Consider the following 14906-nt stretch of genomic DNA (forward strand, 5'->3'; position numbering starts at 1 on the left):
CGGAACCTACGCTGTCGTAACTTACGGTAAGGTAACCCGTATGGCGATCTCGGATGTCAAGGAATACGCGCATCTCACCGAGGCCGACGTGGAAGCACTCGGCGCGGAATTCGACGCGATCCGGCGGGAAATCGAAGCCTCGCGCGGCGCGCGCGACGCGAAGTACATCCGCAACGTCATCCGGTTGCAGCGCGCTCTCGAGATCGGTGGCCGGGCGGTGCTCTTCGCCAGTCCCAAGCGCCCGGCGTGGCTGGCGGGCGTCGCCCTGCTCAGCACCGCCAAGATCATCGAGAACATGGAGATCGGGCACAACGTCATGCACGGGCAGTGGGACTGGATGAACGATCCGGAGATCCACTCCAGTTCGTGGGAATGGGACAACACGGGCGCGGCCAAGCACTGGAAGCACACCCACAACTACCTGCACCACAAGTACACCAATGTGCTCGGCATGGACGACGACATCGGCTACGGCCTGCTGCGGGTGACCCGTGACCAGCGCTGGAAGCCGTTCAACCTGGGCAACCCGGTCTACAACCTGGTGTTGCAGCTGTTCTTCGAATACGGCGTCGCGATCCAGCACCTGGAGCTGGGCAAGCTGGTCGCGGGCCGGTACAAGCCGGGCACCCCCGAGCGCGCCGACTTCGAGCGCAGGCGTGACGAAGCGCTCACCAAGATGGGCAAGCAGGTCCTCAAGGACTACGTGATCTTCCCCGCCCTCACCGGTCGCGCGTTCTTCTCCACGCTGACGGCCAACCTGGCCGCGAACGCCATCCGCAACGTGTGGTCCAACGCGGTGATCTTCTGCGGGCACTTCCCCGACGGCGCGGAGAAGTTCACCAAGGCCGACATCGACGGCGAAACGCAGGGCGAGTGGTATCTGCGCCAGATGCTCGGCAGCGCGAACATCTCCGGCGGCCCGGTCATGCACTTCATGACCGGCAATCTGAGCCACCAGATCGAACACCACCTGTTCCCCGACCTGCCGAGCAACCGGTACGCCGACATCGCCGTGCGGGTGCGCGAGCTGGCCGACAAGTACGACCTGCCCTACACCACCGGCTCGCTGCCGGTGCAGTACTTCAAGGCGTGGCGCACCATTCTCAAGCTGTCGCTGCCGAACAAGTACCTGCGGGCCACCGCCGACGACGCGCCGGAGACCGCCTCCGAGCGCAAGTTCGGCGGCCGCACCACGGCCACCATCGACCCGGTGACCGGCCGTCGCCGCGGTCTGCGCACCGCGCTGGCCAACGGACGGCGCAGGCTCGCCCGGCGCGGCGTGGCCGCGGCGCGCTGAGTTCCACGTCCCGCGCGGCCGACGCCGTGCGCGGTGAGTTCGCCGGGTTTGATTGACTCGGGCGGTGCATGCTGAGGTTCTGAGTGTCTACGAGGCCATCCGGCGCCGCCGCGACGTACGCGCGGAGTTCACCGGCGAACTGGTCGAGGACGCGACACTGTGGCGGCTGCTGGATGCCGCGCACCGGGCGCCGAGCGTGGGCAATTCGCAGCCATGGGATTTCGTGGTGGTCCGCGATCCGGCGACGCTGCGCAAGTTCGCCGATCACGTGGCAGGCAAGCGCCTCGAGTTCCGCGACGCGCTGCCGCCCGAGCGCGCCGCCACCTTCGAGCCGATCAAGATCGAGGGCATTCTGGAGAGCGGTACCGGGGTGGTGGTCTGCTATGACCACGATCGCGGCGGACCGCAGGTGCTCGGCCGGGCCACGGTGCCCGAAACCGGTGTCTACTCGGCGGTTCTCGCCATCCAGAATCTGTGGCTGGCCGCCACCGCGGAAGGCATCGGCGTGGGATGGGTGTCGTTCTACGATCCCGGTTTCCTCTCCGATCTGATCGGCCTGCCGCGGAACGTCCGCACCGTGGCCTGGCTGTGCGTCGGGCCGGTGCGCGAGTTCCAGCGCGTTCCCGACCTGGAGCGCTTCGGCTGGCGCGCGGGCAGACCGCTCACGGACGCGGTGCACCGCGAGACCTACCGCGGCTGACCGCGCGGCGGCCCCGGTCGCGCATCGTTACCCAACTGTGTGGATCGTTCATGGTTCAATCGGATCCCCACTGGGTACGACAAGGGCGAAACTGCCTCTGACGCAGTGCTCTTCATCGTGGTTTCGTCGTTCCAGGAGGTTTGTGCAATGGCCAATGTCGATGCTGTTCGGCTGTCGAGCGAGCTGGGCATCGATCTGGCACAGGCGACGCTGCGCCTGCGCCGGGAAGGCATCCCCGGCGAGACCAAGCACCAGACCTGTCTGCGCATCCTGGCCGACGAGGGACGCAAGCGGCGCGGCAAGGCCTGACCGAGGCCCCGGCGGGACAGGGGCGCACGCGCCGCCTCAGACCCGTTCGAGCACCGCCGACGCGCCGATGCCGCCCGCGGCGCAGATACCGAGCAAGGCCGTGTTCTTTCCCGTGCGCGCGAGTTCGTTGGCCATGGTGGTCACCATGCGCGCCCCGGTGGCGCCGAACGGGTGGCCGAGCGAGATCGAGCCGCCGTGCACGTTCAACTTGTCGATGTCCACCTCGCCGACGGCGGTGTCGCGATCCAGCCGGGTCTTGGCCCATTCGTCGCTGGCCAGCGCGGTCAGCACCGCCAGGGTCTGGGCGGCGAAGGCCTCGTGGATATCGACCAGATCGGCGTCGCCCAAGGACATTCCGGCCTTCTCCAGCGCGCGTGGCATCGAGATGGCCGGCCCGATCAGCACCTGATCAGCCGGGTCGACGCTCACGTAGCTCCACGACCGGAACGCCGCCAGCGGCCGGTATCCGAGGGCGTGCGCTTTCTCCTCGCTCATCAGCAGCACCGCGGCGGCGCCGTCGGTGAGGGGGCTGGCGTTGCCCGCGGTCACGCTGCCGTCGGCGGCGAAAACCGGCTTCAGCGCGGCCAGTTTGGCGAGGCTGGTGTCGCCGCGCACCAAGCCGTCGCGCAGGATCTCCACGTCTTCGGGGGTGCGAACCCGCAGCACCTCGTCGTCGAACCGGCCGGACTCGATGGCGGCCGCCGCGCGGTGATGTGAGCGTGCGGCGAACTCGTCCTGATCCGCGCGGCTCACGCCGTGGATGCGAGCCATTTTCTCGGCCGACTCGCCCATGACCTCGCCGGTGGTGCGTTCGGCGATCTTGGGCCGGCTCGGCAGCAGGTCGGTGAACGGCGCAAGGCGCGCGACCGCGGACAGGTAGTCCTTCGGCTTCGGCTTGCCCAGAGCCAGCGGAGCCGCCGCGTGTACCACCTTCTGCGGCAGTTTGACTTCGGCGTTCGAGGTGGAATCGCTGCCGCCCGCGATCATGATGTCGTATTCGCCGCGCTCGATCGCGGCCGCCGCCGAGGTGACGGCCTGTAAGCCGGAGGCGCAGGCCCTGGTCACCGTGTAGCCCTCGCAGCCAGGATCCAGCCGCAGGTCGAGCGCGATCTCGCGGGCGATGTTCGGCGCCGCGCCGGGCAGGATGACCCCGCCCCAGACGATCGCCTCCACTTGCGTGCCGGGCAGCCCGGTGCGCTCCAGCAGTCCCCGGACCGCGGCATCGGCGAGCGCGATGGAATCCATTCGGGTGTATCCGGTGAACGCGCGCAGGAACGGCGTGCGGGCACCGGACACGATCACGGCACGGCGAGCGGCTTTGGTGGCCATGCGATTTCCTTTCGAAAGCCTACGTCCACCAAACTTACTGCAAAGTAAGTTCACCGTCGACCCCCTTCGCCGACGGTGAACCCCCGACACAGCGGCGATCCCCTCCACCGCCGCTGACCGGTCCGCCGCGCGCCGTTGCGCGCCGGACCGAGACGTCCGTCCCGGCGAACGCCCCTGCCCGTCCCGGAACCGTCGCATGCACTCCGTCATCCGACGGAAAGAACCGTAACAAACTTTCGACCGATTTTCCAAATAGTTTCTATTGGTTTGCCTGATACCTCCCATCGGCTTACCATGAACCCACTATGCATAGCCCTTCGGAGCTGTCGCGGCAGAAGAGATTCGGGCGAATCATCAAAGAACGCCGGGACGAGCTCGGCCTCACCCAGCTACAGATCGGCGACCTCGGGGGACCTTCGGCGCCGACCATCCGGAAGATCGAGGACGGCGAGGCGACCATCAGCATGCAGACGCTGAACAAGCTCGACGCGCCGCTGCGATGGCTGCCGGGCAGCGCCGCACGCACCTATGCCGGCGGCGTCCCCGCCGCCGACGAACCCGCGAACGCCGCGCGCGGCGCGGGCGACTCGGTGGTGGCCGGTCCGGACGCGATCCGCTTCGAGATCTCCGACCTGACCGGGCTGCTCGCGGCGTCGGGCAGGCTCAACGACGCCGTCGAACACGGTCGCACCACCGACCCTCAGGTGGTCGCCGCGATCGCGGAGCTCAACCGAGTGGTCTCCAAGCTGTCGGCGCGGTACGCGACCGCCATGCTGGAACGCAACGGCGGACCGGGCAGGCAATTGCACCCGCTGGTGGAGATGGCCTTCGCGCACCTGCTCGCGGTCCCCGCGGCGGCCAGCGATCCCGACGAGCTACAGGAACGCCGGTACCGCCGCTGGCTGGCCGGCCGATCGGAGGATATCGATGCGGCGACCGAAGCTCGGTTCCGCGCACGCTGGCTGGCGGCCAATATGGCCCCGCCCGCGTTCGGAAACGGCGAGTGACGAGGCAACCATGACCGACCAGGGACCGAACTCCACGGAACTCACCCTCAGCCGCAAGATCAACCGGTTGTTCGCCGTCGTGCATCCGCGCGACGCTCCGGAGCGCAGCACCGAATCCGTCGCCCGGCAGGCCGGTGAGATCCTCGGCCGCCCGGTGCCGCCCGGTTACCTCGCGCGCCTGCGCGACGGCGAGTTCGACGACCGCGACGCCTGCGCCGCGGCGGATGCCGACATCCTGGGCGCGGTGGCGCGCAGCTTCGGCGTCGCCGCCGACTACCTGCTCACCCGCGGCCCCGCGGCGGAGGCGATCGACCGCGAACTCGAACTGCTCGCCACCATGCGCGACGCGAACGTCGCCAGCATCGCGCTGCGCGGTTCGAACATCGATCGGGCCATGCTCGCCAAGATCATCCAGAGCACGGAAGGGTCGGTGCCGCCGAGTCGGTAGCATGCTTCTCTACATGGGCCACTGAGCTTTTGTAGGAGACCGATCACATGGCCATCCAGGCCCGGTTCCGGAGCTTGACCCGGGACCTCCCGATACCCCACCCATGGAATCTGCAGGCCTATCTCGATGCCGTCGCGGAGCACCGCGGTCGCAGCATCAGCCTGTGGCCGATCGACACCGCCCTACTGGCGGGCACCGGTTGCGGCACGGGCAGCGGTCTGTGGATCGCGAAGCAGGACAGCGACGTCATCGTCTACGGCGCCGACACCACCGAATGGCACGCCGAGCACATCATCGTGCACGAACTGGGGCACATGCTGCTCGGGCACGGCCCGGAGCAGCACCGGCCCGGTGAGCCGACCACCAGCACCCCGACGGTGGCGGCGGTCGCCGACCTGCTGCCCTCGATCTCGCCAGAGTCGATCGCCCACGTGCTCGGCCGCACCGACTACGGAACCATGCGCGAGCGCGACGCGGAAACGTTCGCCGACATGGTGATGCTGCACGCCATGCGCCCACCGCGCCGCGATTCGCTGCTGCACCGCACGTTCTTCCGCGACCGGCGGCGGTAACCTCGCCCCGACGAAATTCTCCGGACATCCGGTAGGTGAGCCGAATGCCCGGAGAAGGGGGAACGTGCGGTTTCGATGTGGTCAGGCCAGGCGGATCAGGCCGTAGTCGAACGCATGGCGGCGGTAGACCACCGACGGCCGGTCGGTCTCCTTGTCCTGGAACAAGAAGAAATCGTGGCCGACGAGTTCCATCTGGTACAGGGCGTCGTCGACGGTCATGGGCGTCGCCGAGTGCACCTTCGTGCGCACGATGTGGCCGGGACCGGCGTCGTACTCCGGCTCCCGCTCCTGCTCCTGGTGCGCGTGCGCGGCGCTCGACTCACCGAGCCGCTCGAACAGGGAGTCGTCCACCAGATCGGCAGTGGCCTGGGCGACCGACAGCGGCGTCTTGTCGCCGTAGTGCACCCGGCGCCGGTCCTTGGTGCGGCGCAGCCTGCTCTCCAGCTTCGCGGTCACCGACTCGAAGGCGGCGTAGAAGCTGTCCGCGCAAGCCTCGGCCCGCACAACGGGACCCTTTCCGCGCGCGGTGATTTCGACGCGCTGACAGTTCTTGCGCTGGCGCCGGTTGCGTTCGTGGAACAGCTCGACGTCGAAGAGGAAGATCGACGGGTCGAAGCGTTCTAATCGGGAGAGTTTTTCCGCGACGTAGATACGAAAATGATCGGGCACCTCTACATTGCGACCCTTCACCACGATGTCGCCGCGTGGCGCCCGTGGTCGTTCCGCTGTGGGTTGCTCGAGTGCTTCCTTGGTGCTGGACTCCAGCATCGAAGCAGCGGGATCTTTCACTGAAGGTCGTGAAGAAGTCGTCACGCGTACCTCCCGGATCTGGCCGCACCGACCGATTCCAGTGCGGCGGGATTGAACCGTGCCGAACGACGATTGCTCGGCACTAGACGTCCGAGGCGCCACCTCCAAACTTGCGGTTCGGGTGTGTGTCCGCGACGCTAGTCCGCCGACGGGCTGATCGCCAGTGTTCACGCAAATTTCCCGGAGTCAAGCAGCACAAGTAACCAGAACGCCACGTGTCGGCAATCCGGCGCCCAGTAGCGCGCGCACCGACTCGCGGGCCGTCGCACCGGTGGTCAGCACGTCGTCGACCAGTACCACCTCGGCATTCGCCGGTATTCCCCACTCCGCGGCGGGACCGGGCGCCGTGGTCACCCGCCCCTTCAGGTTGCGAGCGCGCTCGATGGGTGTCAAGCCCACCGAATCACGCACCCCGCGCCCCAGCCGCAACACAGGCAACACTCGGCAGTTGGGCAGCCACCGCGTAGCTACCGAGGCCGAGCGCAGCACCGGGTCGCCGCCCCTGCGCCGCGCCGCCACGCGTCTGCTCGGCGCGGGCACCAGCACCAAGGGCAGGCGCGGCGAACGCAACTCGGCGAGCGCGCCCGCGAGCGCCTTGCCGAGTGGCAGCGCCAAGTCCCGCCGTCCTCTTTCCTTGGCGGCGAGCACTGCCCGGCGCGCGGGCCCGGCATACGGCCCGAGCGCCCAGCAAGGAACGCCCGGGTCACTGCGCGGCCACACGCGTACCGGCGGACCGGCCAACGTGACGGCGCAGTCGGCGCACCAATCGGCTCCGGAACGCCCGCAGCCCGCGCATGCGGCGGGCAAGACCAGATCGAGCAAGGTTCGCATCGACCGAGTGTGCGCCCGCGCTCCGACAGATTCGCTCGATCAGGCAGACGACATTGCGCCTAGCAGAGCGTTGATACCTTGCGGCGAAGCCGTTTACGCCGCGCACGAACCGCTGCCGCAACCTCCCGTGCGATCGCGCCGAGCACGAGTTCCTTCGTACTCGCGACCGGTCGCCGCTCAGCCGGGCAGGACGGGGATGGCGTTCGCGCCCAGCCCCGGCACCTCACGCCAGTAGGGCTGCCCTTGATCCGGCGCGGAGGTCAGCTCCAGCACCGCGCGCGAGTCGGCGACGTACTGGTGGTCCGGGCTCGCGCTCACCGAGCGCACCGGCGCCGTGAGATTCTGCGACGTCAGCGGGGTCGGCTCCGAGCCGTCGACCGACACGGTGCTCACCGGGTCGACATTGCCCTCGCGCGCGATGATGATCGTGTCCGCGTCGAGCCAGTCCACCGACACCGCGGCCGTGCTGAGCCCGACACCGACGGGCAGCGCCGAGGTCAGCGCCAGCTTCCCGTCCGGCTGCGGCACGACGACCGCCACGTAGACCCGTCCGTCGGCGATCATCGCCGCCCGCACACCGGTCCGGGAGATGCGCAGCTCGGTGATCGGTAGCCGGGGCGCCGTGGCCGATGAGGCCGCCGTCAATCCGGAGATGTCGACGTTCTGTACCGAAACGTTTCCGGTGCCGCGATCGTTGACCGCGCGGATCACCCGGTCACCGTCGACCACCGCCCATGCCGCGCTGCCGTCCGCGGTCCACGAGGGCCGGGTGATGGTGAAGCCCTCGGCCACCGGAAAAGCGTTGCCGCCGTAGGTGCCGACCATCAGCGTCCGCGACGGCACGCCCGGCGGTCGTCCCGCTTCGGCCACCGCGGCGACGAACTGACCATCCGGAGACAGCGTCGCGGACTGCAGATTGTTCACTCCGCCGAAGTAGCCGGGCGTGGGCGTGATACCGCCGTTGTCGGCGATCTGCACCAGCCCGCCGCCGCGCAGCGCGTGCAGCCCGGTGGGGTTGCGGGCGGCGGCGGCCGGATTGAACTGCTGCACGTCCGCCACGTTCCACCCGTTGGCGGCGAAACGCTCGTCCAGCGGCTTGCCGTCGGCGAGCAGCATGTACGGCCCGAGGATGTCGGCGCTGGACAACGTGAGCACCACCTGCGCGGCCAGTAGTTCGCGCTCGCGCGGATTCAGCGCCGACGCGCCGGCGAAGTCGATCCGCACGCCGCCGAGCCCGATGCCGACGCCGTCGGGGTCGCCGTTGGCCTTGGTGATCGTCCCGCGCAGCGCGATCGGCGGCGTCAACTCACTGTGCAGCACCGACGACAGCGTGGGCTGCGGCCCCTCCAGCAGCGAGCTGATCAACCGCTGGGTCAGCTGCGCTTTGGGCACCGCGAGCCAGCGCAGATCCGGCACGGCCATATTGCCGCTCGGATCGATGAAGTACAGCGTGTAGCGGCGGTAGGACTTGAAGAACGCGGTGGAGTCCATGACCACACCGTCGGGCAATTCATCGATGCGCCACTCGCCGTCGATCTTGGTCAGCTCGATCTTGTTCTCGACGAACGGGATGTCGTCGTTGGGCCGGTAACCGCCGTCCGCGGACAGCTCGCCGACCTTGCGCGCGCGGATCAGATAGTTGGCCTTGTCGCCGGAGCGCGATTCCCGCAGGGTGTCGGGTTTCTCGACGATGACGGTGCCCGCCGCGTCGTCCCACTGGGTGGAGGCCGCGGGCGTCATGTACTGCCGGGCGGCCAGATGCCGGTTGGCCGGATCGGCGGTGGCCTGGAGGAAATCGCGCAGCAGCAGATCCGGATCACGGTTGGCGACCGGGGGCGGCGGGCCCTCGGACGTGGGCTCGCGATTGATGGTGCCCAGCGCCTCCGGCGCGGACGACTCGGGCAGGCTGGCACAGGCGGTGAGCGGCATCACGACCGCGAGAACCGCCGCTGTCAGCACGGTCAGCCGCCGCATCCGCGCAGATCCGACACGCATTCTCATGACTGTACGTCCCCCGGTTCGCGCGCACCGCCGCCCCCGGCCTGCGCCGACTCCGACGCGGGCGAGCCATTCGACCCGGACGCGGGCTGCTGTTCGGCCTGCGCGTTGTCGGTGGGCGTCACCGTGCTTTCGGCCGCTGCGGGCCGACTACTCGCGCTCGGCTCCGCCGCTGCGCCGCCCTCCGCCTCCGCGGCGTCCGGCTCACCGCTGCCCGTCCCGGCCGACTCGCTCCCGATCTCCGAACGCACCGGGTCCGGCTCGGTGGTCTCGACGCCGGCCGGAGGCACACCGACCGGATCGGCAGCGTCCGCCTGCGCGCCTTGCCCCACGGCGTTCGTCACCTGCGCGGCACCCGGCTCGGCGGCGGCCGGTCGCGCCGTTTCGGATTCGGTCGCCTCACGATCGACCGGCGGTTCCGGCTCCACCACATGCATGGATTTGCGCGCGGGCTCCAGCGGAAGCGGACTCGGGCCGAGCTTCTTGCCACGTACCAGCGGCAGCGTCAGCCGGAAGCTGGCGCCGACCCCGACCTCGCCCCACGCTTCGAGCCTGCCCTCGTGCAGGTTCGCGTCCTCCACGCTGATCGACAGACCGAGGCCGGTGCCGCCGACCAGCATGGTGCCGCGCATCAGCGACAGGCTGCGCTCCTCGTTGGCCAGCGGGAAGATCAGGTAGATCTCCAGGGTCGGGATCTCGGCGCTCGGGCTGCCGATGATCAGCGCGCGACCGCTGTAGCCATCCGCGTCCTCGACGGTGGCGAACTGGTAGCTGACCTGGTTGCGCTGCACGAACCGGCGCAGCTCGTCGGGCACTTCCTGGATCGGGCCGCGCGGGATCTGCTGCGGCGGCATACCGCCGATGACGCTCAGCGCAGAGACGAAGCTGCCCGCGGCGCCGGTGGACTGCCCGCTGCCGCCGCGGTTGGACAGCGCGTTGCGGGCCTCCTCCAGCCGCTGCGGCTGCGCGCCGATGTCGTGCACACCGGCCAGCTGGCTCTCCACCGTGTTGCGCGCGCGGTCCATCTCCTCGACCGCAGCGTTGATCTTGGCGTCCAGCAGCCGGTCGGTGATCTGGCTGGTCAGCACGACACCGAGGATCGTGATGACGATCAGCGACAACGTCAGCGTCGACACGATGACGCGCAATTGCAGCGAACGACGCCACAGGTGGCCTAGGGCAATGCCGACCGCTTGGAACCAGGCCACCACCGGAGCCAGCGATCGTTCCAGACGCGCGAGGACGCCATGGATCACGGCGGTCCGGCCTTGTAACCGACACCGCGGACGGTCAGCACGATCTCCGGGTTCTCCGGATCCTTCTCGACCTTCGCCCGCAACCGCTGCACGTGCACGTTCACCAGGCGGGTGTCGGCGGCGTGCCGGTAGCCCCAGACCTGCTCGAGCAGGACCTCACGGGTGAACACCTGGCGCGGCTTGCGGGCCAGGGCGACGAGCAGGTCGAACTCCAGCGGCGTCAGCGAGATCTGCGCGCCGCCGCGGCTGACCTTGTGCGCGGGCACATCGATCACGATATCGGCGATCGACAACAGCTCGGCGGGCTCCTCCTCGGTGCGGCGCAGGCGGGCCCGCACCCGGGCCACCAGCTCCTTCGGCTTGAAGGGCTTGACGATGTAATCGTCGGCGCCGGACTCCAGACCGAGCACGACGTCGACCGTGTCGGTCTTCGCCGTGAGCATCACGATCGGAACCCCGGAATCGGCCCGCAGCACACGGCACACGTCGATGCCGTTCATGCCGGGCAGCATCAGGTCCAGCAGCACCAAATCGGGGCGGATCTCGCGAACCGCCGCCAGGGCCTGTGTGCCGTCGCCGACCACATGCGGGTCGAACCCTTCCCCGCGCAAGACGATCGTGAGCATCTCAGCGAGTGCCATATCGTCGTCGACGACCAGAATCTTCGGCTTCATAACTACTATGTTGTCATCTCCCAGGCCAGGATCGGGCCGCCACGCCAACACTGGTGCGAACCCGCGGCACAGCCAACCTTATCGACCAACGATTTCGGCGATGCGCGCGGCCAGCGTAGCCGGACCGTCCTCGGATCGGTATGTCCACCACGGTCCGCGCCAGTCGCGTTCGGCCAGCTCACGGTACACCGCGCCGGTGCGGTGCTGCAGACCGCCGTCGCGCTCGTAGACGTCGAGCGCGCGTTCGGCGTCGAGTTCGCCACGCCTGCGGGCACGCTCGGCCGCGAGTTCGACGGGAACGTCCAGCAACACTTGCAGCGCCGGAGCGGGAAGGGCGAATCTGCCGAACTCCAATTCGCCCACCCAGTCCACGATTTCACCGTCCGCCGACTGCCCGAGGCGGGCGGCCGAATAGGCGGCGTTGGAAGCGACGTAACGGTCGAGAAGCACAACGTCGTTGTCGGCCAACAGCTTCGACAGCTCGTCCGCGGCGTCCGCGCGGTCCAGCGCGAACAGCAGCGCCATGCCGCTGACCGAGCCCGCGAGGTCGCCGTGCGCGCCGCGCAGCGCCTCGGCGGCCAGGTCGGCGTGCACCGAGACGCGGTAGCGCGGGAAGGCCATCGTCGCGACCCGCAGCCCGCGACCGCGCAGCTCCGCGACCACCCGCTCGATCAGCGTCCGCTTACCGGCGCCGTCGAGCCCCTCGACCGCTATCAGCACTCCCATGACCTGGCACAATACCCCGCCTCGCAGCAGGAACCGACACCACCTCACCAGCGTGTATGCCGGGCTGAGCAGGGGCTGCGGGAACGCGCGTGCCGGTCCTCGTACGGCGGCCATGGCACCGCACTCGGCGATCCGGGCGACCCCGGAGGTCGCCGACACCTTCAGGCGCCGGCGACCCCGGTGGTTACGCGGGCTCAGTAGCGGTAGTGCTCCGGCTTGTACGGGCCCTCGACATCGACGCCGATGTACTCGGCCTGGTCCTTGGTGAGCTTGGTCAGCTCGCCGCCGAGCGCTTCGACGTGGATGCGGGCGACCTTCTCGTCCAGGTGCTTCGGCAGCCGGTAGACCTCGTTGTCGTACTCCTCCGGCTTGGTCCACAGCTCGATCTGCGCGATCACCTGGTTGGAGAAGCTGTTGGACATCACGAACGACGGGTGGCCGGTCGCGTTGCCGAGGTTGAGCAGACGACCCTCCGACAGCACCAGGATCGAGCGGCCGGTCTCCTTGAACGTCCACAGGTCGACCTGCGGCTTGATGTTCAATTTCGTTGCGCCGGAACGCTCCAGCGCGGCCATGTCGATCTCGTTGTCGAAGTGACCGATGTTGCCGAGGATGGCCTGGTCCTTCATCGCCTTCATGTGCTCGAGGGTGATGATGTCCTTGTTGCCGGTCGCGGTGATGACGATGTCGGCATCGCCGATCGCCTTCTCCACGGTCACCACGTCGTAGCCGTCCATCAGCGCCTGCAGCGCGTTGATCGGGTCGATCTCGGTGACCTGCACCCGGGCGCCCTGTCCGGCAAGCGATTCCGCGCAGCCCTTGCCGACATCGCCGTAGCCGCAGATCAATACCTTCTTGCCGCCGATGAGCACGTCGGTGCCGCGGTTGATGCCGTCGATCAGCGAGTGGCGGGTGCCGTACTTGTTGTCGAACTTGCTCTTGGTGACCGAGTCGTTGACGTTGATCGCCGGGAACACCAGCTCGCCCGCCGCCGCGAACTGGTAGAGCCGCAGCACGCCGGTGGTGGTCTCCTCGGTGACGCCGCGCACCGATTCGGCGATCTTCGTCCACTTGCCTCGGTCGGACTCGAAGCGCTCGCGCAGCAGGTTCAGGAACACCTTGTACTCGGCCGAGTGGTTCTCGTCCTCCGGCGGCACCACGCCGGCCTTCTCGAACTGCGCGCCGCGCAGCACGAGCATGGTGGCGTCGCCGCCGTCGTCGAGGATCATGTTGGCCGGCTCGCCCGGCCAGGTGAGCATCTGCTCGGCGGCCCACCAGTACTCCTCCAGGGTCTCGCCCTTCCAGGCGAACACCGGGGTGCCCTTCGGCTCGTCGACGGTGCCGTTGGGGCCGACGACCACGGCGGCGGCCGCGTGGTCCTGGGTGGAGAAGATGTTGCAGGAGGCCCAGCGAACCTCGGCGCCGAGGCTGGTCAGGGTCTCGATCAGCACCGCGGTCTGCACGGTCATGTGCAGCGAGCCGGAGATGCGCGCGCCCTGCAGCGGCCGCACCTCGGCGTACTCACGGCGCAGCGCCATCAGACCGGGCATCTCGTGTTCGGCCAGACGGATCTCTTTGCGGCCGAAATCGGCCAGCGACAGATCCGCCACCTTGTAGTCGATGCCGTTGCGGACATCGGCGGTCAACGACGTGCGTGCGGGAAGTTCTGAGGTGGTCATCAGCCTCTCCTGGTTCGGCAAGTACCGAGGCAAGGCTAGTCGCTCACGACCCGGCCCGGTCTACGCGGCCGTCCCTCCCAGACGCGGACCGGCCTCCGGCTCGGCTCCCGCCGGGACGCCGCGAGCCGCCAGCAAGCGGCGCCGCTTCCGCGGCTGGACGTTCGCCAGGGTGATGTCGCCGCCGTAGTGGGCGAGGACGCGGGCGTCCATCACCCGCCGCCACAGCGGCGGAATGGCGGCGAGCACGATCATGGCGGCGTAGCCTGCGGGCAGTTGCGGAGCCTGCTCGGAGGTGCGCAGCGTCTGGTAGCGGCGGCCCGGGTTGGCATGGTGATCGCTGTGCCGCTGCAAGTGGAACAGGAAGATGTTGGTGACCAGATGGTCGCTGTTCCAGCTGTCGCGCGGCGAGCAGCGGGCGTACCTGCCGTCCGGGCGGCGGGCCCGCAGCAGGCCGTAGTGCTCGACGTAGTTCACCGTCTCCAGCAGACCGAAACCGATCACGGCTTGCAGCAGCAGCCACGGCAGCACCTGATAGCCGAACGCCGCGACCAGGCCGCCGAACAGCACGAGCGTCATCGACCAGGCCTGCAGGATGTGGTTGTGCACGCTCCACCAGCCCGTGCCCTTGCGCGCGAGGCGCTCCCGCTCCAGGGCGATGGCCGAGCGGAAACTGCCAGACACGCTGCGCGGCAAGAACTCCCACAGCGACTCGCCGAGACGAGCGCTGGCCGGGTCCTCGGGAGTCGCCACCCGCACGTGGTGGCCGCGGTTGTGCTCGACGAAGAAGTGCCCGTAACCGGACTGCGCGAGCGCGATCTTGGCCAGCCAGCGCTCCATTCGCTCGACCCGGTGCCCGAGTTCGTGGGCGGCGTTGATGCCGATGCCGCTGACGAATCCGAGGGTGGCGGCGAGGCCGAGCTTGTCGACCACGCTCAGCTCGTCGCCGGCCCACATGTAGCTCGCGATCACCAAGCCGATCAGCTGCACGGGCAGCATCAGATAGGTGCACCACCGGTAGTACCGGTCGTTGGAGAGCCGCTCGTAGTCCTCGTCCTTCGGATTGGTGCCGTCGACGCCGATCGACCAGTCCAGCAGCGGAATGGCGATCAGCACGATGATCGGGCCGATCCACCAGAAGACGTCCAGGCCGGTGTGCAGCACCAGCTGCGACGGCAGCAATGCCGACGCGGGCGGAAGCAAGCCGAGAACCCACAGATGGCGCTTGGGATCGGGCGATCCCATCGATTTGCCAACCGTTTGCACTTTTGCC

The 14906-nt window shown here is 68.6% G+C and carries 14 protein-coding genes and 1 pseudogene; 6 read left to right on the top strand and 9 right to left on the bottom strand.

Translation table 11 applies throughout. The annotated features are described in order from the left end of the window. Positions 1–40 precede the first annotated feature (40 nt). From U3653_RS27070 to U3653_RS27080, 3 genes are all read left to right on the top strand, one after another. Positions 41–1297, top strand: coding sequence for a fatty acid desaturase family protein (locus U3653_RS27070; RefSeq protein WP_195082020.1), 1257 nt, complete (start codon positions 41–43; stop codon positions 1295–1297). 79 nt (positions 1298–1376) lie between these two features. After that, positions 1377–1997 (top strand): 5,6-dimethylbenzimidazole synthase, encoded by a 621-nt coding sequence (gene bluB, locus U3653_RS27075; RefSeq protein WP_195082146.1) that lies wholly within the window; start codon positions 1377–1379, stop codon positions 1995–1997. Positions 1998–2144: 147 nt separating this feature from the next. Further along, positions 2145–2306, top strand: coding sequence for a hypothetical protein (locus U3653_RS27080; protein ID WP_157111850.1), 162 nt, complete (start codon positions 2145–2147; stop codon positions 2304–2306). A gap of 36 nt (positions 2307–2342) precedes the next feature. Here the strand turns inward: U3653_RS27080 and U3653_RS27085 are convergent, their stop codons facing one another. Next, positions 2343–3635, bottom strand: a complete 1293-nt coding sequence (locus tag U3653_RS27085) for an acetyl-CoA C-acyltransferase (RefSeq protein ID WP_195082021.1) — start codon at positions 3633–3635, stop codon at positions 2343–2345. Positions 3636–3940: 305 nt separating this feature from the next. Between U3653_RS27085 and U3653_RS27090 the strand changes: the two genes are divergently transcribed. Genes U3653_RS27090 through U3653_RS27100 form a run of 3 tightly spaced genes read left to right on the top strand, consistent with a single transcriptional unit; the run spans position 3941 to position 5662 of the window. Continuing rightward, complete coding sequence (locus tag U3653_RS27090) at positions 3941–4642, top strand: helix-turn-helix domain-containing protein (protein ID WP_195082022.1); 702 nt, start codon at positions 3941–3943, stop codon at positions 4640–4642. Between the two features lie 10 nt (positions 4643–4652). Then, positions 4653–5090, top strand: coding sequence for a hypothetical protein (locus tag U3653_RS27095; RefSeq protein ID WP_195082023.1), 438 nt, complete (start codon positions 4653–4655; stop codon positions 5088–5090). Positions 5091–5137: 47 nt separating this feature from the next. Further along, a complete protein-coding gene (locus U3653_RS27100; RefSeq protein ID WP_195082024.1) occupies positions 5138–5662 on the top strand; it encodes a hypothetical protein in 525 nt (174 codons plus the stop codon). Positions 5663–5743: 81 nt separating this feature from the next. Here U3653_RS27100 and hpf read toward each other — a convergent pair whose 3' ends face one another. The 8 genes and pseudogenes from hpf to U3653_RS27140 form a co-directional block, all read right to left on the bottom strand. Continuing rightward, positions 5744–6430: a ribosome hibernation-promoting factor, HPF/YfiA family gene (gene hpf / locus U3653_RS27105; protein WP_195082025.1), complete on the bottom strand. Its 687-nt coding sequence runs from the start codon at positions 6428–6430 to the stop codon at positions 5744–5746. Between the two features lie 228 nt (positions 6431–6658). After that, a complete protein-coding gene (locus U3653_RS27110; RefSeq protein WP_195082026.1) occupies positions 6659–7303 on the bottom strand; it encodes a ComF family protein in 645 nt (214 codons plus the stop codon). A 177-nt stretch (positions 7304–7480) separates the two neighbouring features. Continuing rightward, a complete protein-coding gene (gene lpqB, locus U3653_RS27115; protein WP_195082027.1) occupies positions 7481–9304 on the bottom strand; it encodes an MtrAB system accessory lipoprotein LpqB in 1824 nt (607 codons plus the stop codon). A gap of 593 nt (positions 9305–9897) precedes the next feature. Next, positions 9898–10509, bottom strand: a pseudogene (locus U3653_RS33350) (two-component sensor histidine kinase); the annotation flags it as partial. A 44-nt stretch (positions 10510–10553) separates the two neighbouring features. Next, the gene (gene mtrA / locus U3653_RS27125) at positions 10554–11231 is read right to left on the bottom strand and encodes an MtrAB system response regulator MtrA (protein WP_039800350.1); all 678 of its coding nucleotides are present in this window, start codon (positions 11229–11231) and stop codon (positions 10554–10556) included. 78 nt (positions 11232–11309) lie between these two features. Further along, positions 11310–11957: a dTMP kinase gene (locus U3653_RS27130; protein ID WP_195082028.1), complete on the bottom strand. Its 648-nt coding sequence runs from the start codon at positions 11955–11957 to the stop codon at positions 11310–11312. Positions 11958–12151: 194 nt separating this feature from the next. Further along, on the bottom strand, positions 12152–13636 hold the full coding sequence (gene ahcY / locus U3653_RS27135) for an adenosylhomocysteinase (protein ID WP_195082029.1): 1485 nt from the start codon (positions 13634–13636) through the stop codon (positions 12152–12154). A 60-nt stretch (positions 13637–13696) separates the two neighbouring features. Then, complete coding sequence (locus U3653_RS27140; protein WP_195082030.1) at positions 13697–14878, bottom strand: alkane 1-monooxygenase; 1182 nt, start codon at positions 14876–14878, stop codon at positions 13697–13699. Positions 14879–14906: the final 28 nt, after the last annotated feature.

The sequence above is a fragment of the Nocardia implantans genome (assembly GCF_035544775.1).
GTDB classification, from domain to species: domain Bacteria; phylum Actinomycetota; class Actinomycetes; order Mycobacteriales; family Mycobacteriaceae; genus Nocardia; species Nocardia implantans.